20 protein-coding genes and 2 riboswitches are annotated in these 18536 nt (G+C 31.4%); of the genes, 7 read left to right on the forward strand and 13 right to left on the reverse strand.

All coding sequences use genetic code 11. The features are described from left to right. Positions 1–5: 5 nt before the first annotated feature. Positions 6–332, reverse strand: a complete 327-nt coding sequence (locus AC1QSP_RS05925; protein ID WP_484080208.1) for a hypothetical protein — start codon at positions 330–332, stop codon at positions 6–8. Positions 333–444: 112 nt separating this feature from the next. Between AC1QSP_RS05925 and AC1QSP_RS05930 the strand changes: the two genes are divergently transcribed. Both AC1QSP_RS05930 and AC1QSP_RS05935 read left to right on the forward strand, forming a co-directional pair. Next, positions 445–1743 carry a Y-family DNA polymerase gene (locus AC1QSP_RS05930; RefSeq protein WP_484080209.1) on the forward strand — a complete coding sequence of 433 codons (1299 nt, stop codon included), beginning with the start codon at positions 445–447 and terminating at the stop codon, positions 1741–1743. Continuing rightward, positions 1743–2165, forward strand: coding sequence for a LexA family protein (locus tag AC1QSP_RS05935; RefSeq protein ID WP_322969231.1), 423 nt, complete (start codon positions 1743–1745; stop codon positions 2163–2165). Before AC1QSP_RS05930 ends, AC1QSP_RS05935 begins: the two co-directional genes overlap by 1 nt. Before the next feature lie 33 nt (positions 2166–2198). Here AC1QSP_RS05935 and AC1QSP_RS05940 read toward each other — a convergent pair whose 3' ends face one another. Further along, positions 2199–2639: an energy transducer TonB gene (locus AC1QSP_RS05940; RefSeq protein ID WP_484080210.1), complete on the reverse strand. Its 441-nt coding sequence runs from the start codon at positions 2637–2639 to the stop codon at positions 2199–2201. Between the two features lie 5 nt (positions 2640–2644). Next, positions 2645–2977: a HopJ type III effector protein gene (locus AC1QSP_RS05945; protein WP_484080211.1), complete on the reverse strand. Its 333-nt coding sequence runs from the start codon at positions 2975–2977 to the stop codon at positions 2645–2647. A 170-nt stretch (positions 2978–3147) separates the two neighbouring features. On the opposite strand from AC1QSP_RS05945, the gene AC1QSP_RS05950 reads away from it, so the two are divergent. The 3 genes from AC1QSP_RS05950 (at position 3148) to AC1QSP_RS05960 (ending at position 4727) form a co-directional block, all read left to right on the forward strand. Then, entirely contained in the window at positions 3148–3942 is a 795-nt protein-coding gene (locus AC1QSP_RS05950) for a helix-turn-helix domain-containing protein (RefSeq protein ID WP_484080212.1), read from the forward strand. Positions 3943–4101: 159 nt separating this feature from the next. Continuing rightward, positions 4102–4338 carry a hypothetical protein gene (locus tag AC1QSP_RS05955; protein ID WP_484080213.1) on the forward strand — a complete coding sequence of 79 codons (237 nt, stop codon included), beginning with the start codon at positions 4102–4104 and terminating at the stop codon, positions 4336–4338. 53 nt (positions 4339–4391) lie between these two features. Next, complete coding sequence (locus AC1QSP_RS05960) at positions 4392–4727, forward strand: hypothetical protein (protein WP_484080214.1); 336 nt, start codon at positions 4392–4394, stop codon at positions 4725–4727. Positions 4728–4757: 30 nt separating this feature from the next. Here AC1QSP_RS05960 and ccoG read toward each other — a convergent pair whose 3' ends face one another. Both ccoG and AC1QSP_RS05970 read right to left on the reverse strand, forming a co-directional pair. Beyond that, entirely contained in the window at positions 4758–6218 is a 1461-nt protein-coding gene (gene ccoG / locus AC1QSP_RS05965) for a cytochrome c oxidase accessory protein CcoG (RefSeq protein WP_484080215.1), read from the reverse strand. Positions 6219–6371: 153 nt separating this feature from the next. Then, on the reverse strand, positions 6372–7256 hold the full coding sequence (locus tag AC1QSP_RS05970) for a helix-turn-helix domain-containing protein (RefSeq protein WP_484080216.1): 885 nt from the start codon (positions 7254–7256) through the stop codon (positions 6372–6374). A gap of 89 nt (positions 7257–7345) precedes the next feature. Then, a riboswitch (SAM-I-IV-variant riboswitch) is annotated at positions 7346–7444 on the forward strand. Positions 7445–7503: 59 nt separating this feature from the next. Here AC1QSP_RS05970 and AC1QSP_RS05975 point away from each other — a divergent pair. Next, complete coding sequence (locus AC1QSP_RS05975) at positions 7504–8091, forward strand: hypothetical protein (protein ID WP_484080217.1); 588 nt, start codon at positions 7504–7506, stop codon at positions 8089–8091. Between the two features lie 43 nt (positions 8092–8134). Here the strand turns inward: AC1QSP_RS05975 and AC1QSP_RS05980 are convergent, their stop codons facing one another. The 7 genes from AC1QSP_RS05980 to AC1QSP_RS06010 form a co-directional block, all read right to left on the reverse strand. Further along, positions 8135–9700, reverse strand: a complete 1566-nt coding sequence (locus AC1QSP_RS05980) for a MutS-related protein (protein WP_484080218.1) — start codon at positions 9698–9700, stop codon at positions 8135–8137. Positions 9701–9921: 221 nt separating this feature from the next. Continuing rightward, positions 9922–10857 (reverse strand): hypothetical protein, encoded by a 936-nt coding sequence (locus AC1QSP_RS05985; RefSeq protein ID WP_484080219.1) that lies wholly within the window; start codon positions 10855–10857, stop codon positions 9922–9924. 138 nt (positions 10858–10995) lie between these two features. After that, positions 10996–11547 (reverse strand): alpha-ribazole phosphatase, encoded by a 552-nt coding sequence (gene cobC / locus AC1QSP_RS05990; RefSeq protein WP_484080220.1) that lies wholly within the window; start codon positions 11545–11547, stop codon positions 10996–10998. After that, positions 11514–12320 (reverse strand): adenosylcobinamide-GDP ribazoletransferase, encoded by an 807-nt coding sequence (locus AC1QSP_RS05995; RefSeq protein WP_484080221.1) that lies wholly within the window; start codon positions 12318–12320, stop codon positions 11514–11516. The genes cobC and AC1QSP_RS05995 overlap by 34 nt, the downstream gene beginning before the upstream one ends. Position 12321: 1 nt before the next feature. Further along, on the reverse strand, positions 12322–13350 hold the full coding sequence (gene cobT / locus AC1QSP_RS06000) for a nicotinate-nucleotide--dimethylbenzimidazole phosphoribosyltransferase (protein ID WP_484080222.1): 1029 nt from the start codon (positions 13348–13350) through the stop codon (positions 12322–12324). A gap of 123 nt (positions 13351–13473) precedes the next feature. Further along, a riboswitch (cobalamin riboswitch) is annotated at positions 13474–13601 on the reverse strand. A 402-nt stretch (positions 13602–14003) separates the two neighbouring features. Beyond that, a complete protein-coding gene (locus AC1QSP_RS06005; protein WP_484080223.1) occupies positions 14004–14306 on the reverse strand; it encodes a cold-shock protein in 303 nt (100 codons plus the stop codon). Between the two features lie 411 nt (positions 14307–14717). Next, on the reverse strand, positions 14718–15998 hold the full coding sequence (locus tag AC1QSP_RS06010; RefSeq protein WP_484080224.1) for a DUF389 domain-containing protein: 1281 nt from the start codon (positions 15996–15998) through the stop codon (positions 14718–14720). A gap of 127 nt (positions 15999–16125) precedes the next feature. Here AC1QSP_RS06010 and nhaA point away from each other — a divergent pair, with 127 nt between their 5' ends. Continuing rightward, positions 16126–17307, forward strand: a complete 1182-nt coding sequence (gene nhaA, locus AC1QSP_RS06015; protein ID WP_484080225.1) for a Na+/H+ antiporter NhaA — start codon at positions 16126–16128, stop codon at positions 17305–17307. A gap of 55 nt (positions 17308–17362) precedes the next feature. Here the strand turns inward: nhaA and AC1QSP_RS06020 are convergent, their stop codons facing one another. After that, positions 17363–18421: a 3-oxoacyl-ACP synthase III family protein gene (locus AC1QSP_RS06020; protein WP_484080226.1), complete on the reverse strand. Its 1059-nt coding sequence runs from the start codon at positions 18419–18421 to the stop codon at positions 17363–17365. Positions 18422–18536 lie beyond the last annotated feature (115 nt).

An 18536-nucleotide genomic window follows, 5' to 3' on the forward strand; every position in this document is an offset into this window, starting at 1 on the left:
TGTTTTTATGCAATTTCTCTTTTTTGATTTAATCGACCTTCTATTTCGATCTGATGCAAAAGATTCGAAGCACCTGAACCATCATAGGCGGGATTCCCCATTACAAATACTCCTTTTTCTCCACTGGATACACATTCTATTCCGTACACTGTAGAACAATCTTCGGGTGACGATTCTCCTTCATAACGAAAAATATAAATGATTTTAAAATCTTGTGGATAATCCAATATTCGATTTTGGAGTAAATTAAAATCGACTTCATAACCTTTTTTCTTTAATCGCGACAACGCTTTACTCGATGAAGCATAATGGTATTGTTTACATTCAAACATAATCAGTTGGTTTTTATATTATTATGATGAATTTAACCAAATTAATTTAAGCTATCATTCTAATTTTCAATCTTTAACAAATATTTACAATACTTTTATTCAACGCCATACATTGTCCGTAATAGCCAATAGTTTTGTCGGCATGTATGCATTAATCGATTGTAATAATTTCTACGTAAGCTGCGAAAGGTTGTTTAATCCTCAATACCTTTCCAAACCTGTCGTTGTATTATCCAACAACGATGGATGTGTTGTATCTCGTTCAGATGAAGCGAAACGATTAGGAATACCTATGGGTGCTCCTGCATATCAATATCAACCATTGTTTAAAAAACATAATGTAAAAGTTTTTTCAAGCAATTATAATTTATATGCAGATATGAGCCAACGCGTCATGAATATTTTGCAACGTTACACGCCAGACTTTGAAGTGTATTCTATTGACGAGTCATTTTTAGAATTTAATGGATTCGAGCATTTTTATGAATGGGATACCATCGGAAGGCAAATCAAACAAGATCTAAAAAAAAGCTTAGGTATTCCCGTATGTGTTGGCATGGCTCCAACCAAAGCATTAGCTAAAGTTGCTAATAAAATCGCAAAAAAATTTCCGGATCAGTTGAATGGTGTTTATCTTTTGGATACGGATCAAAAACGAATCAAAGCTTTAAAATGGTTAACCATTGAAGAAGTTTGGGGAATCGGCAGACGTTTAGCAGCTCGATTACGTTCACTTAATATTAATACAGCGTACGATTTTACACAACTGAGCGATAGCTATGTTAAAAAAGAATTTTCAATTGTTGAACTCCGATTAAAAAAAGAATTACTTGGAGAATCTGTTCTCCGTTTAGAAGACATCAAAACCAAACAATCCATTGCCACTACCCGATCATTTGAAAGAGACGAGCGGGAATATGAATTTGTGAAAGAACGTGTCGCTACATTTGCTATTTCATGTGCTGAAAAATTACGCAAACAAAATTCGGATGCTCATCTTCTTTCTGTTTTGATCCAAACCAATCCACAAAAAGAAACCATGCAATACCGACGAACGGTTACTTTACAATTGCCTTATGGAAGTAATTCGAATCTCACGTTATGCAATTATGCGATCAAAGCGCTGGATATGATTTTCAGAGAAGGATATGCCTATAAAAGAGCCGGTGTCATTGTAACTTCTTTTAGTCAAGCAAGCGAAAAACAACTTAACCTTTTTGATGAACAAGATTATCGCCACAACGATTTAATGAAAGCCATTGATAGACTGAACCGAAAAATGGGTGAACCTAAAATAAAATTAGGCATTCAAGATTTGGACCGCACATGGAAAATGCGTCAAGCACATCTATCGAAAAATTTCACAACAAATATTAATGATTTAATACAAATTGACTTAAATATCGCCTAATGAAATTAATAATTAACTCCCCACAAATCGTTAAAGGAAGAGAAGCCATTCTTATGGAAAATCCTATACAAGCCGGATTTCCATCTCCTGCTGAAGATTTTAAAACCGACAAAATTAGTTTGGATGTTGCCTTGGTAAAAAATAGAGAATCAACTTTTTATGCACGTGTAAAAGGAGACTCGATGATTGACGCCGATATGGACGAAGGGGACATTTTAGTAATCGATAAAAGTCTAGAACCTGCAAATGGTAAAATTGCTGTTTGTATGGTGGATGGTGAATTTACTGTAAAGCGCATCAAAGTTGATCGTGATTGCCTTTGGCTTATTCCGTATAACAAAAAATTTTCACCCATACGTATTACAGAAGACAATGATTTTATGGTATGGGGAATAGTCACATATATCATTAAACATGTATAAAAATAAGGAAGCTATGTTAGCTTCCTTTTTATACTATTCATTCTTAATTGGCATTGCAAATTTAACATCAACCGAAACACCATTTTTAGTTGCTGGCTGAAACGAAATCGTTTGATTTATTTCTTCAAAAACTTCTAAAGCATAAGGAATTAGTTCTTCATTTCCTTGTCCTTTAAAATCTTTCAATTTTCCATCCTTACCAATCACATAGGTAATTTTAACCACTCCTTTCGGTAATGTTGTAACATCAAATTTAGTTTTAAAAAACTGAATGAATATTTGATTCATCATATTCGAAAAACAAGTTACATTTTCCTGAGTGGTTGGATACAAATCACAACCCTCAAAAACAGCCATTTGATCAACCTCTTTAGAAGTATAAGTGATTGATTCTGCTTTTAATCCATGTGTCTTCGTCTCTTGTGCACACGATAAAGCGGCAAAGCATAAAAATAATAGTGTTAATTGTTTCATTGTGATTATTTTAAAATCAAAACTTCACCATCAAAAGATACACCTTCCCATCCATTGGCCATAAACTGACGTATATTTTGATGATCTTCTCCTTCTGGTGAATCTAAAACAGACTGATAATGTTCTGCAAATAATTTTAACGTATCCTCTACGGATAAATTTTCTAATTGACCAAAAGCTAACACTTTTGCACTTCCTTGATTTTGATCTGCAGCATTTTTCTGCATCCCATTTTTAAAAGCTGTTGGTGTATGAATATATTTTGATTCAATATAAGCGATTACATCATTAAAAATCACTTTCCCTTCTTCTAAGCCTTTTAAAATTTCTTGCGCCATACGATTTATGTTTTAAACAAAAATAATTAAATAATCCCATCCATCATCGATAGGTAACTTCAGTTACACACGAATGGAGACTTCGTTGTAATTTTGTTCTTTTTAAACTTTATGTTTTGAATAATTGCAGCACATCTTTAAATGAATCATTCTTCATCAAAAAAGGATTAATGTCATGCCTCTCAACAGAGATGCAAGAAGTTAATCAAGAATATTCTGGTATTTTAGTTTGTCATAAAGGAAATTTAACGCTTACAATCGAAAATGAAATCACAACCGTTAATTCAAAACAATTAATTGGATTTAGACCTTTTCTTACTATAAAATTGGTAGAGGCATCTGGAGATTGTGAGGTAACTATTATCGGCGTACACAACAATCTAGTGCCTTTATTTTCTGAGCCGTTTTACTCGATTGAACCTTTACATTTATTTCGTATTAAAAAATTTTCCAAAGAAAATTTAACCCCTGATCAATACGTTTATTTTAATCGATTATTTGATTTATTTGAAGAAAAATTAACAGAAGCCAAAACATTATTCAGTTTTCAAAAAATTAAATCAGTCTTTACTTTAATCAGTTACGAAATCATCCAATTATTCCTTAACCATCAACAGCATCACATCACAGAATTATCACGAGCTCAAATTATTACCTCTAACTTTTTTGTTTTACTCAACATCAATCAATTGAAAGGTGTGGAATATTTTGCAGACCAATTAAATATCACTCCTAAACATCTCATCAGTTCTGTCAAAGCCACAACACAAGAAACACCTCGAAAAATTATTGATCAAATGATTTTATCAGAAGCTAAAAAACTATTAAAGGACGAAAACCTATCCATTCAAAATGTAGCCGATAAACTTGGCTTTTCTGATGCCTCTTCGTTTACAAAATTTTTTAAGCGAAACACTAACATCACCCCAAAAACGTATCAAAAATCATCCTACGAAGTAGGTTAATTAGAAACCATTTTTAACGAAATTTAAACTACTTTGTAAATTTAAATTTCCTCTACTTTTGCCGGCATTCTTTCTGTTTTATCATTATGCTTTACGCTCCATAATGATTCAAACGCACTACAATTATTTTTAAAGAATATAATAAATGACAATGATTATATGAAGATGAAATTTACTTTTTTACGCTATATTATTTATGCAGCAATAGTTTATGGTTTAATGGAAGTTATGCACCTCGATGCCTTATACGACGATGATATTGTAAAGATTGCCGAATCCAGTTATGTTGAAAAACTACAAAATGTATTGTTAGGTTTAATGCTAATTTTTCTTGCTTTTACCAAAGGATTTCATGGCATTCGATATCTCTTGCTTTTAATTTTTGGTGTTTTTTAATCCGTGAACAAGATGCATTTTTAGACTCTACCATTGGAGAACACAGTTGGAAAATGATAAGCATAACATACACCATCTTACTTTCTTATTATATTTACAAACATCGAAAATCCATTCTTACTGAACTTGAAAAATTCATAAGTTCCGCCTCATCTGGAATACTCTTTTTGGGCTTTACAACATTATTGATTTTCTCGCGAATGTTTGGTCGAAAAAAATTTTGGATAGTAGTCGAAGGAACCGAAAACTATACACGTGATGTTAAAAATGCGGCTGAAGAATGTACAGAATTATTTGCCTATTTCATTCTATTCATTGGTGTTTTTGAGTTCTTTGTTTTTGTACAACATATGCTTAAAAATAAACAAGAGATTAAATCAATTCCATAAAAAAAACACCTCTAATAGAGGTGTTTTTTTTTATTCAATCCCAATATCAAAGGGTGCCATAAAACTGATTTTATAAGTATCAATTGTACGGTTATTTTCATCGACTAATTGAATATGAATTAATTCTTTATATGAAGACAATTCGGAACGAGGTATTTTTACTTTCACAAACCCTTGCTTCAACTCACCTGGTTCTATATAAATCATTTGATGACGATCTGACACTAATTCTACTTTACTTTTAGGATGAGATAATACAATTGCTTTTAATTGATGCGATTGATTCGTTTTATTCATCAAACTATACTGTAACGTATTAACAATCAAAATTCCTTCTTCTTTATAATCACTTCCAGGAATCTGCAAAAATTTTGCTTCTACATCACTTCGGTTCATTACAAAAGCACCTAATCCAGCAACCATTGCTATCAATATTACTGAAAATGCTACCATTCGAATCGAAACCTGAAAAGGTTTACCTTCTTTAATGTTATCTTCCGATGCATAACGAATCAAACCTTTGGGTAAATTAATTTTTTCCATCACTTCATCACATACATCCATACATGCTGTACAATTGACGCATTCTAACTGTGATCCATTTCGAATATCAATCCCTGTAGGACATACTGCCACACATTGCCCACAATCGATACAATCGCCCTTACCTAATGCTTTTCGATCTTCGTTTTTTCTAAATTTCGAACGTCCTTCACCTCGCTTATAATCATAAGAAACTTGCATGGTATGTTTATCAATTAATACACCTTGTAAGCGGCCATATGGACATACAAGAGTACATGCCTGCTCTCTAAACCATGCAAAAACAAAGAAAAACAGCCAACTGAAAATGAACATTCCTATAAATTTCCCAATATGTTCTGAGGGTGAATCTCTATACATTGATTTTAAAAAATCCATTCCCACGATATAGGCCATTAAGATATTCACTACAAAAAAAGAAATGAGGTAATAAATAAACCATTTTGATCCACGTTTAATTATTTTTTCTTCATTCCATTCTTGCTTATCTAATCGCATTTGTTTGTTACGATCTCCTTCTATGAGATATTCAATTTTACGAAATACAAACTCTAAAAAAATAGTTTGAGGACAAAACCAGCCACAAAATATTCGACCATATACGGTTGTAAATAAAATCACAAAAACAACGCATATAATCATTCCAAACGCAAGCAAGAAAAAATCTGTTGTAAAGAAGGGATATCCAAACAAAACGAATTGAGTATTGAACACATCAAATTTGAAAATTGGATTTCCATTAGGCAATGTAATAAGAGGTAAAATAACCAATAAGGCTAATAATATAACAGAAAGAATTGTTCGGTAATTGGTATATTTCCCTGCAGGCTTTTTCGCATACACCCACTTTCTTGTTCCATTTTTCTCCATGGTAGCAACCGCATTTCGGAAAGCTTCATTTTCCTCAGCATATTCCCATGAGAAATGTTGTTCAGTTTTTTTGTTCATATAACATCAAATTGTCAAACAAAGTTAGAAGGTGCAAATCCCTTAACCATTGTCTTATTCGACGATTATATGGTACTTTTTACGGATTGAATAAAAACAAAAATTAGCAATTTATAACATATTGAAAAACAATAAAAAAAGAAAATATAGTGATTATAAATAGTATTGTTTCCTGAATTGCTCTGGTGTTAATGCAGTATATTTTTTAAAGAATTTCACAAAATAAGAAACATCTTGAAAATTTAATACATAAGCTACTTCGCTGACAGTCATTTCTTTATTTACCAATAATCGTTTTGCTTCTAATACCACGCGATTTCTTATTAATTCACCAGCTGAAATTCCGAGAACATCCTTGCATAATGCATTGAGATGATTAGGAGTAATGTATAACATTTCTGCATATTCTTTTGGCAATCTTTTCTCTTTAAAAAATTGCTCAATCAGATCCTTAAAATTATGAATTAATACCGATTGATATTCGTTAAGCGAATTTTCCATTGGGTTAAAAAAACGATTAACATCAATAAACAATTGTAGTAATAAAGTTGCAATTTTAAGATTTGAAGAAGAATGATTCATGGCATGTTCTTTCAAAATATGCTCGAAAATTGGCACTACGATCTCCGATTGTTCTTCGTTAATCATAGTGACTTGATGATGCAATTGCATACTTTTAAAAAATGAAAATTGATGCAAAATCCCTGAGTGAATACCTAACCAATCAAAAAAATTCGCACTAAAATTAATGACATATCCATCGTATTGATGTTTAAATCGCCATTGATGCACTTGACCAGGACGCATAAAATAAATCATACCAGATTGCACAGGAAAACTCTCAAAATCAATAATATGTTCTCCACTCCCTTCCGTAAAGTAAACCAAATGAAAATAATGGTGATTGTGCATTTGTTTTAAATGAGGATTACTATCCACATATCCTTTGAAACGATCGACAGAAAATAATTCGTTAATATTTTTATCTGTATTTAAATTACAAATATCAAACGTGGGAAATTCCTGTTTATCCTTCATCTTTACGTTTTTTTATCTACAGGTTAAAGGTAAAAATTTGCGTTTGAATGTACATTGAATTTGGAAAATTAAAAATAACTCGTAGATTTGCCTAGTATTTCGAATCGCATATTTGCGCGATACCAACCGAGAGAAGTCTCCACGGTGGTCAAATAATACGGGATTACAATCCAAAATAAACGTAACATTTCCCTTCTTATTTATCGAAATACAATAAAACATTTATTCATTTAAACATTTTTATTGTATGTCAACAGCAAGCCCGTTGAATGTCGTATTTCAACAATTAGAAAACGTCGAATTAATTGAATTTATCAATCAATTGGTTCCGATTCGTAATGAAGAATTATTGGATCAAATCAAAGAATCATTTATTGAACGTGGTTTTAATTATCAGCATCTATTGTATCAAAATCAATTGCAATTAAATCAACCTTTGCGCTTAATTGATGGCAATTTATTTGAACTTAAGATTCCTAAGCCGCCAATGATTGGTCCTTTTTACAAAATTCTGAATGAATTAAGAATTTTCTTGAACGAACATCCTGAGTTAAAAGGTAAAAGAAAAGTAACATTTGATTACATCTTAGATCAATTTTTCTTAAGCGAACAAGATGTAAAAATCATCCAAGAAGATGATCTGAAATTTCTCAAAGAAAACGATATTTTTATCGCTTTTCGAAATCAAGTTCAAACATTCCCAAATGAGGAAATTCGTAAACAAATCAGCCATTTACCTTTGCAAATTATTATCGATAAAGGACCTTTTTATCGAGGTTTACAAAAAGCAACTGTTTACCGAAATAATGAAGTTATTGCCATCTGGGAAAAATAAATAATTTTTAAAAAAAAGACCTTCTAAGAAGGTCTTTTTGATATTATGCATCGATGATTTTAAATTCTTTCATTAAATAAATCGCGTTCATCACTTGAGTTGTACCTTTTCGTAATTGATAATCCGAATAATAATGTTCATCTACATTTTTTAGCTCAAAACAGTAGTTCACAATATGATTAGGATGTTCTTCTTCCATCTTCGTTAATTCTAAATCATGTGTTGCGATAAAACACAACAAATTGGTTGGATGTTGCATTAATTTTTCTAAAAATTTTTGTGAACCAATCAATTTATCTTGGGAATTTGTTCCTTTTAAAATCTCATCCAGAATAATATATTGTGGTAAATTTTGATCCAAACGATCAATTAATATTTTCAATTTATTGATTTCATTTTTGAAATACGAATCTCCTGACGATAGATTATCCACTGTACGGATACTTGTAAAAATATCCATCGGATAAAATACCATCTCCTCTGCACTGACATTCGCTCCATTCATTGCTAACACCAAATTGGTACCAACGGTACGCAAAAACGTACTTTTACCGGCCATATTGGCTCCTGTAATTATCGCAATATTATTTTTTCGTTGACTTTTGAAACTATTTTTCACAGCGATTTCTTCATTCAATAGAGGATGAAACGCCTGTCGCAATTGAAGATCAAAAACATGATCCGATACCATTGGTGTAGTGAAAGATGAAAATTTATCATTGAAAATGGCGAATGAGATGTAAGCTTCCAAATTAGAAATCCCATCAATCCATTGGACATTATTTACAGCTACATTCTCTATTCGTTTTTCGATTTGAACTGTAAAAAACAACCTCCACAATAAAAAATTATTCAATAAAAATCCGATAATTGGAAAACCTACCGCTTCTAAACTTTCTAGAGAGGAACGAACCTTTCTCAATTGATCTGATGCTTTATCCGAATCTGAAATTAATTGTTTTTGTGCCGTTTGATTCAATTCCTCTTGAAAAGATTCTTTTTCCACAAGTGCAAATAAATCAATCAAATTTTGTAATTGATCAGCTGTAACAAAAGCGTAAGAAAGGGCTTGATTCACTTTATTTTTAAACAATAAATTAGTGATAAAGCCAATTGGAATCGAAATTACAATCCAGAAAAAAACAGCTTTTTTATCAAAACCAATTGTAGCTAAATAAATGAAAAATACACTATGAATAAACGTGAAAATGATTGGAATAAGTTGAATATTTTTCCCTAAAAATTGACGTTGAATGGCACCAAATATTTCACGTTGTTGAATTCCTGCACGTTTGGATAATGTTAAAAACGCAACGATAAATGATCTTTTCTCTTTCAGTTCTGAAAATGCTTTTTGACGAAGAAGAATTTGATTTTTATTCAATAACACATGCGACAAAAAATGCTTTAAACGAAAACTTCCTATAGCCGACTGAGTTTTATTGATGCGATTAAACAAGGATTGCCCTTCAATGATATCTAAATCTTTGTTGTATACATTGTTAAAAAATTCTCCATCAAAATGATGAAATAAATTGGGCTGATCATCTTTAAAAATAACATCCAAAGCATGTAAAGCGTCCTCTAAATACGTGATTTTTTTTCCCACATTCGTGGATTTCACCACGAATACCATAAACACAAAAAATAAAGCGAACGAAACCAATAAAATTGACAAATTATCTTTTGAAACATAGAAATAAAACGCTACTGCAAAAAGTACAAAAAATAATAAACGAAGATTACTCAATATACTTTTTCGATTTTTAAGTAAGCTTAAGTCGGTTTGAAATTGAGATTGTAAGTTGGAATATTGTTCCATTATTATAATTAGTTGCTTTGATTAATGAATTGATTTACGAGAAGTGATAATTTCGCTGCACCGTTTTTATTGAGGTGATCTGCATCTTGAAAATCTTGAGTTGTAAAAATAGAATCATTTTCGAAATAATTTAACCATTCTACATGTTTATATTTTGTACTTAAGTCTAAGGTGGTTCTTCTCCAATGATCCAATTGTTGGGGATTTATTCGCGAATAATAAAAATGAGTTACCGGAGTAGAAATCAATATGATTTTAATCCCTCGCTTAGCACTCCATTGCATCATTTCTTCCAAAAGATTTACATGCATCCGAATTCTAGTTTTGATTTTATCATCCTTCAAATTTTGGGTATGATTCTGTACGGCATGAGCCGCACTTTTTTCCCAATCGATCTCTTTTTTAGGAATTCTCCGGTCATTAAAACCATTGTGATCGACAAAAACAAAAGCTTCTGTATTTTTAGATGCTCGATTCAAACGTTGCCCATTGCGCTGAATGGATTGATTTAAAATTTCCAATTGGTTTTCAACTTGAAACGTATGCGAATAAATTGAATAATAAATATTGTAGTTTTTAATTTTATGGGCAGAATTTCCATCTTCTAATGCATAACCATAACTAAAATAAGAAATTGGTATAATGATGGTTTTAAGGCGCGGGAGTTGAGATTTTACTCTATCCCATATTTTAGCATCTAAATCGATGGATTGAGACGAATAAGCTAAATTGAACGTCTTTTGATCGAAAAATATTGGATTCAGCCCCACATACGTATGAGAACTTCCCAATATCAAAATTTCAACTTCATCTTTTACCTTTTCAAAAGAATGTAGTTTTCGAGTAAAATCATTCGGGATTGCACGTAAGAAAAACTCAAACGAAACCGTAGAAATCCATAAAATTTCGAGCACACATAAAATAATGAAAAGTACTTTTTTCATGGTGTAAAGATAGTCTCAATTCCACTGAAAAAAGAAACACGATTCATAAATCTGAACCGTGATTATCCTTTCATTTTATAGTATATAACATTCTTAACCTTCGTTCACAAATCATTTAAATTGTAACTGATTTGCGCGTTAAGATTTTTGTAGAATTAAATCATACGTTGAATCGATCACCAGCACTTCACCAAAATGGATTGGAATTTTAAACGCATTTTTTAGCTTTAATTCTAAAATTATAGCCCAGAAGCAGCGTATAATCCCCGCATGCGTTACAATTAAAACTTTATCATGGCTAAGATTTGCCTTCAATGAACGATAGAAATCAAATACACGATCATACACCTCTTGATACGTTTCTCCATGAGGTGGAGAAATTACATCAAAATTTTGAGACCAGTTAATGGATTCTTCTTTAGGAATATCATTCCAATGTTTCATTTCCCAATTACCAAAATTCATTTCTTGCAATCGTTCATCCATAATAACATTATTAGCGATTTGCTCTGCTAAAGCCATACAACGTTTTAACGGACTACTATAGACCGCATCAAAACTTTGAGGTAATTTTTGTTGATAATCTATAACTTCATCCAAAAATGTATCAGCTAAATCCACATCATATTGACCATAACAAGTTCCTTTTGGAACTGCTACGGAAGTATGTCGAATGATATATATTTCCATAAGGCAAGTATGGTTAGCAATATAACTCCTTCCGCAATTTGTTCAACTGCACCTAAACAATCACCCGTATAACCACCAATCCATTGTTTCAGATAGGATTTGAAATAAAAAATCAAAAACATAATTGGAATAAACACCCCTAAAAAAAGAGGAAATTGGAGTATCAAAATGCTCACAGGAAATAAACCAAAAATGTATACTCCTAAAATTTCTTTCCATGATTGTTTTTTAGCTATAGGTTTTGCTTTACTGGTTTCATCCAATCGAATATAATCCAATAAAAAACAAAGTTGAATAGCCGTAAATCGTGCTAAACTGTGATAAATGATAAATAGTAAAAAAATCCAATGCATACCGAACGGAAGCATCATATTTACTAAATAAAACAACGTATAAAATTTAATAGCCAGTTGAACAAGGGATGCAACCATTCCGTAGGTCCCCACACGAGAATCCTTCATGATATCAAGGATTTTCTCTGTTGTCCATCCCCCTCCAAATCCATCAAAAAAGTCTGCCAAACCGTCTTCATGAAAAGCACCTGTAGTTAGTATCCCTACAATAAAAGATGCAAGTATGGCTAATTCTATAGGAAGAATAAATTGAGTCAAATAAAATCCTATAAATGAAATCGCCCCTACTACATAACCTATCAATGGAAAGTAACGTGTCGAAGCATTTAGTTTTTCATCCGTATACGCTACATTCACTCGTATAGGAATTCGAGTATAGAACATAATGGCGATTAGAAATAATTGAAATTGATGTTTCATTTTATTTGTTTGATACTCCTGCACTATCAAAACTTGCCATTTTATTTAGAAATGCAACAGCATTTTCTAACATGGGATAAGCTAAGGCACAACCGGTTCCTTCTCCAACTCTCATGTTGAGTTGTAATATGGGTTGAACACCCAAATGAGCTAACATTTTTTGATGACCAATTTCATTACTGTTATGACAGAATACAGCGTAATCTATTATCTCAGGATGCATTGCATAAGCGACTAAAAATGCACTGGTTGCGATAAATCCATCTACCATTAGTATCATTTTTTGTTTGTATGCTTCGATCATTGCCCCACATATTTGGGCCACCTCAAAACCTCCATAGGTTTGTAAAATTTCCATTGGATCTGATAATACTCCATGATAATCATTCGCTTGTTGCAACAACGCTTTTTTACGTTCTAATTGTTCATCATCTAATCCTGTTCCACGCCCAATACATTCGTCCAAGTCTATACCCGTAGATTGATGCATAATCATCGAAGCAGAGGAAGTGTTACCAATTCCCATTTCTCCAAAACCAATTACATTACAACCTGTTAATTTTACTTCTTGTACAATTTGAGCAGATAATGTTAAACATTGATTTAATTGCTCTCTTGTCATTGCTTGATCAATTATAAAGTTTTTGGTTCCATATCCAACTTTAGCATCAATTAATCCTTTAATGTTACCAAAATCATAATTAACTCCCGCATCAATGGTTTTAATGGTTAAACCATTTTGTTTTCCAAAAACGGTCACCGCTGCTCCACCCTGTAAAATATTCATTACCATTTGAAAAGTGACTTCAGGTGGATAAGCACTTACTCCTGCTTTTGCAACTCCATGATCTGCTGCAAATAATAAAATGTGAGGATTCTTTAATTCGGGTTCTAACGATTGTTGAATTTTACCTATTTTAAAGGCCAGTTCTTCTAACATTCCTAAAGCCCCTAATGGTTTTGTTTTAAGATCGATTTTGCTCTGTAAAGATTGGTCGAAAGTGATTTCTTTTTGTGTTTCAGCTTGCATTATTTTATCGTTTTAATGATTTCAGTGTTAACCTAAAATTCCAGTAACATTATTTTGTTACGATTGAAATGCATGAAAGAAATTCACCTCAACAACTTGAAGTGGATCACCATAAATCATCCCGCGGAATTATAGTAAAGCATAGGTATCCTGACTTGTAGATTAAACCTACTTACAGTTGCGCGACAGTTCGTGAATTTCACACGATTCCCTATTTACATCGTTGTAATATACTCTAATGTAAATGTAATTGATATTTCTGAAATAGAGGAAAAAACTAAAAATAAAACGTTTATCAATATAACATCTCGTTGATATCAATTTTTTTGAAGTGGAATATATTTTGATAAATAATTAAATATCAATTATATAAATCATTTTTAGTATTATTATATCATTCAATTTTACTAGTTATTCAAGGGTTTACACTTAATCGTATACCCTTGATTTTTTCCATTAAAAGATTAAATGGATGAATATTTAAACAACGTAAATTTGATTAATCCGATGAAAGAAAAAATGGACAAAAAAAAGAGCCATTTCAAATGAATTGAAACAGCTCGATTTCTTAATGAATAATAAAAATATTTTACCTTCATATAAAGATTATAGTACGAAAACTATTTTCTAAATCTAGAAGATATATATGGATATTAGATTCTTTTAACACGTGTAGCCATAGGTCCTTTTTGACCTTCTTCTACGTTAAAAGATACTCTATCATTTTCTCTGATACTATCGATTAAATTTGAAGTATGAACAAATACTTCTTTTCCTGTTGATTCTACTGTAATGAAACCAAATCCTTTTGTTTCATTAAAAAACTTTACTGTTCCTTCTTGCATAATTGTAATTTTTTGTATTTCTACATGATAAATGGGAGAATATTCGAATTGTTTCACCGAAATATCTAAAGGAACTAGACGATTAAAATAAAATGAGTACTTCTCCTTCAATTCCCCCGGATTTATTATCGTTTAGCGTGTGATAATAGCACGTAATATTGGAGAATTAAAATTCAATAAAATTGAAAATACTTTAGGTAATAATTTAATGGAAAAATACAATTGTTTTAAGAAGTGTATGACCGCAGTCAAAACATATAAAAAATGTATGTAAACAATTAAGTTTATAACTATAATATCTAAACTCTGATATTGGTACAAATATACAATGAATAATTGGATAAATAACAACTTTATAAGAAATTAGTTTAAATATTTCGATTTTATTAAAATTATAACATTTGAAATATTAAAATTTTAATAAAATATAAAATCACACTTAAGATAAAATCCAATTAAAATATTTTAATCATTCCAATGATTTAAGAAGAAGGATATATCCATTTCTTCAATAAAATTGATCTAATTTTTAATTAAAAATAAACTATCACGTTCAAATTTTGATTGTAACCAATCCTTTAATTTTTTATCATCAATGGATGCATTGGATGAATACACTACGACCAAATGATCTTTTATGGAATCTTTTGTTATATACTGCGTGGTCTTTCCAAAAGAAATGGACTGAATCGTAGGAAATAATATTTTTACTTCTTCCACCGTTTTATAATCCCCTACTTTTTGATCCTCCAATTGTTTGATCAATTGTTTGATACGAACATCTTTTTCGGCATCTAATGAATTATTTGTTTGTAATTCTTTTAATATTTCATCTTTCAAATCAGATGAATTTTGGCGAATATCCAATTGAGTTCCGTTGATTTGATAATTTTTTAATCGTTCATTAAGATTTTTAATTTCTATGGAATCAAATTTTTTGGATAAGAACGCTAATTCAATCTTTTTAGGGGATTGATTAAAATTAGTTTTTTTATAAATCAGAGTATAACCTTTATCGGCAAATTCATTTTGAATAAAACGTTCTACATTTTGCGTAAATTTCTTTTCTTCTAAAAGATTAAAAGCCAAATAAAAACTTGGAATGACCAATAATGAAACCAAAACTGTAATAGCAATCCGAACTTTTTTATCAAATGCTTCATTTTGAGTTTTAACGGGTTGATATTTTAAATATTTTAAGACTAAAAATGTTGAAATCCCAATAAAAAAACAATTGATACTGTATAAGTATAATGCTCCTGCAACGAATTTAAAATTCATTGTAGCGAAACCAAATCCTGCTGTACAAAGTGGAGGCATAAGCGCTGTGGCTATCGCAACACCCGGTATAGGATTTCCTTTATCTTCTCTGGTAATAGAAACTGCTCCAACAATTCCTCCAAAAAATGCAATCAGTACATCATAAATTGTTGGAGAAGTACGCGCTAATAATTCGGATTGTACATCTTTGAAAGGACTGATATAAAAATAAAGTGCGGAAACTATAAATCCAACCACGGTGGCTATCAATAGATTTTTAACGGAACGTTTCAACAAATTAAAATCATAAGTTGCCAACGAAAAACCCGATCCTACAATGGGTCCCATTAAAGGAGAGATTAACATGGCTCCAATAATAACTGCCGTAGAATTGACATTAAGTCCTATCGAAGCAATCAAAATTGCACAAGCCAAAATCCAAAGGTTGGCACCTTTAAAGGATATATTCTTAATTACATCCTCACGTACTTTATCTTTATTCTCTTCGCCTGTATGTAAATTGAATAGATTATAGATTTTCATTATCGATTATTTTTAAGTTTAGGTTAAGTCTTAAATTATCATATTCTAATCTAGTAAAATATCTTGATATTATTATAGATATTTTAAATGTTATATCTTGCGCAATTATCAATTATAACTATTAAATATGACGCAAAAAATCAATTTAAAGGTTTTTAAAGATTTTGTACAATCGAGTAATTTTGGTGGAGCTTTGCTCTTTATCTGTGTGATTTTATCTCTTATTGTCGCTAATTCACCTTTAGCCGAAACACTTCAAAGTATTTTAGACACTACAATTGGGTATGAAAATGAAAATATTCATTTAAAGTATAGCATCAGTCTCTGGATAAATGATGGTTTGATGGCTATTTTCTTTTTACTTGTAGGACTAGAAATTAAACGAGAAATTGTAGAAGGTGAACTTTCTTCTCCTAAAAAAGCCATCTTACCCATTCTAGCTGCTATAGGAGGCGCTATTGTTCCAGCATTGATTTATATTTTCTTAAATAATGGTTTAGATACATCTGAAGGTTGGGGTATTCCTATGGCTACAGATATTGCCTTTGCCTTAGCGGTGATTTCTTTATTGGATAAACGGGTACCAACAAGTTTAAAAATCTTTTTAGCTGCTTTAGCCATCGTTGATGATTTAATTGCGATTTTAGTTATTGCCATCTTTTACTCTTCAGGGATACATTTTGACGCATTAGCATATGCAGGTATAGGGATGATAGTTTTAATTGTCATGAATCGAATGAAAGTTCAAAATCCTTATTTATACCTTATTCCAGGTGTATTTATTTGGTATTTTGTTCATCATTCAGGTATACATGCTACCATTGCTGGTGTATTAGTAGCATTAACATTACCTACCAATGAGACAGATGTCGAATCTCCTTTAGAAAAACTCGAGCATGCGCTTGTAAAACCTGTCAATTTTTTAATTATTCCCATTTTTGCATTCGCTAATACAAATATTACTATACAATCAGAAATGATCGAAGGATTAACTTCTCCTTTGGGATTAGGAATTGGATTAGGTTTATTGATAGGAAAGCCAATAGGTATTGTTACCACGACTTTTATATGTTCCAAACTAGGTATTGGTCAATTGCCATTAAATAGTAATTTAATGCATATGGTAGGTGTCGGTTTATTAGCAGGAATTGGATTTACGATGTCGATTTTTATTTCCATTCTATCGTTCAGTGATCCTCTTCATGTGGAAGAAGCTAAACTTGCAGTTCTTTTAACTTCACTTCTTGCAGGAATTATTGGATTTATCGTGCTTAAAATGGCAGGAAATCCAAATAAAGATAAAATATAAAACACAAAAAGCTCAGAGGTTTCTGAGCTTTTTTTTATTTCAATTATTTTAATTTCTAAAATTGATAGATAAAAGTATTGATGTTCATACCGGCACCCACTGATGCAAATATAACGACATCTCCTTCGTTAATTTCATGATTTTCTACCTCTCCGTTCAATATCATTTTTAATAAAATAGGCACTGTTGCAACACTGCTATTTCCTAATTTTTGAATCACCATAGGCATAATATTTTCCGGAACTGGCATTTTAAATTGACGATAAAAACGATTAACTATCGCCTCATCCATCTTTTCATTAGCTTGATGGATTATGATTTTACTGATGTCTTGAATTTCATACGGACTATCATCCAAACATTTTTTCATGGCTTGAGGCACTTGAGTTAATGCAAACTCATAAATTTTGCGTCCAAACATCTTAATGTATTTTGTATTTGGACAATTGGAATTGTTATATGATTTTCCAAAAAATAAATAATCTTTTTCTTCATTTGCAAATGATGCAGATAAGTGTGCTTTTATTCCTTTTTCATCATTTGATTTTTCAATCACTACAGCTCCTGCTCCATCTGCATAAATCATCGTATCACGATCGTGTGGATCAACAACGCGAGAAAGTGTTTCTGCTCCAATCACCAAACATCTTTTGGCAACTCCAGCATTAATAAAAGTATTCGCTTGGATAACAGCTTCAACCCAACCTGGACATCCAAATAAAATATCATAAGCCACGCAATATGGATTTTTAATTTGAAGCAAATGCTTTACTCGTGAAGCTAAACTTGGTACAGTATCCGATTGAATGGTATTGAATTTCACATCACCAAAATTGTGAGCAAAAATTATATAATCTAAAGTTTCAGGATCAATGCCCGCATCAGATATTGCTGCTGTTGCTGCCATATACCCTAAATCAGAAGTTACTTGATCTTCCCTAGCATAACGACGTTCCTCAACGCCTGTAATTTGCTTTAGTTTTGCGGCAATCGTCGCATTGTCTTGTGTTAAAGTTTCTCCTTGTTCGTTTAAAAAAGTGTGTTCGTTAAAGAATAAATTGGAAATGGTTTGGGTAGGAATGTAGTGACCTACTCCAGTAAAAAAATTTGGCATATTTGTATTCTGATTGTAATCGTAATCGGATACAATTTGCAAAATTTTTAATTGTTAAAACTAAAATTACGGTAATTAACAAAATTTTATCATGCCTATTATCAAATTTCAAAAA

It is taken from the genome of Faecalibacter sp. (assembly GCF_057177045.1).

Bases quoted from the DNA above. Each gene is read 5' to 3' on its own strand.
- AC1QSP_RS05925 (WP_484080208.1), bottom strand. From the start codon at position 332: ATGTTTGAATGTAAACAATACCATTATGCTTCATCGAGTAAAGCGTTG.
- AC1QSP_RS05935 (WP_322969231.1), top strand. From the start codon at position 1,743: ATGAAATTAATAATTAACTCCCCACAAATCGTTAAAGGAAGAGAAGCC.
- AC1QSP_RS05940 (WP_484080210.1), bottom strand. From the start codon at position 2,639: ATGAAACAATTAACACTATTATTTTTATGCTTTGCCGCTTTATCGTGT.
- AC1QSP_RS05945 (WP_484080211.1), bottom strand. From the start codon at position 2,977: ATGGCGCAAGAAATTTTAAAAGGCTTAGAAGAAGGGAAAGTGATTTTT.
- AC1QSP_RS05950 (WP_484080212.1), top strand. From the start codon at position 3,148: ATGTCATGCCTCTCAACAGAGATGCAAGAAGTTAATCAAGAATATTCT.
- AC1QSP_RS05955 (WP_484080213.1), top strand. From the start codon at position 4,102: ATGAAGATGAAATTTACTTTTTTACGCTATATTATTTATGCAGCAATA.
- AC1QSP_RS05960 (WP_484080214.1), top strand. From the start codon at position 4,392: ATGATAAGCATAACATACACCATCTTACTTTCTTATTATATTTACAAA.
- ccoG (WP_484080215.1), bottom strand. From the start codon at position 6,218: ATGAACAAAAAAACTGAACAACATTTCTCATGGGAATATGCTGAGGAA.
- AC1QSP_RS05970 (WP_484080216.1), bottom strand. From the start codon at position 7,256: ATGAAGGATAAACAGGAATTTCCCACGTTTGATATTTGTAATTTAAAT.
- AC1QSP_RS05975 (WP_484080217.1), top strand. From the start codon at position 7,504: ATGTCAACAGCAAGCCCGTTGAATGTCGTATTTCAACAATTAGAAAAC.
- AC1QSP_RS05985 (WP_484080219.1), bottom strand. From the start codon at position 10,857: ATGAAAAAAGTACTTTTCATTATTTTATGTGTGCTCGAAATTTTATGG.
- cobC (WP_484080220.1), bottom strand. From the start codon at position 11,547: ATGGAAATATATATCATTCGACATACTTCCGTAGCAGTTCCAAAAGGA.
- AC1QSP_RS05995 (WP_484080221.1), bottom strand. From the start codon at position 12,320: ATGAAACATCAATTTCAATTATTTCTAATCGCCATTATGTTCTATACT.
- cobT (WP_484080222.1), bottom strand. From the start codon at position 13,350: ATGCAAGCTGAAACACAAAAAGAAATCACTTTCGACCAATCTTTACAG.
- AC1QSP_RS06010 (WP_484080224.1), bottom strand. From the start codon at position 15,998: ATGAAAATCTATAATCTATTCAATTTACATACAGGCGAAGAGAATAAA.
- nhaA (WP_484080225.1), top strand. From the start codon at position 16,126: ATGACGCAAAAAATCAATTTAAAGGTTTTTAAAGATTTTGTACAATCG.
- AC1QSP_RS06020 (WP_484080226.1), bottom strand. From the start codon at position 18,421: ATGCCAAATTTTTTTACTGGAGTAGGTCACTACATTCCTACCCAAACC.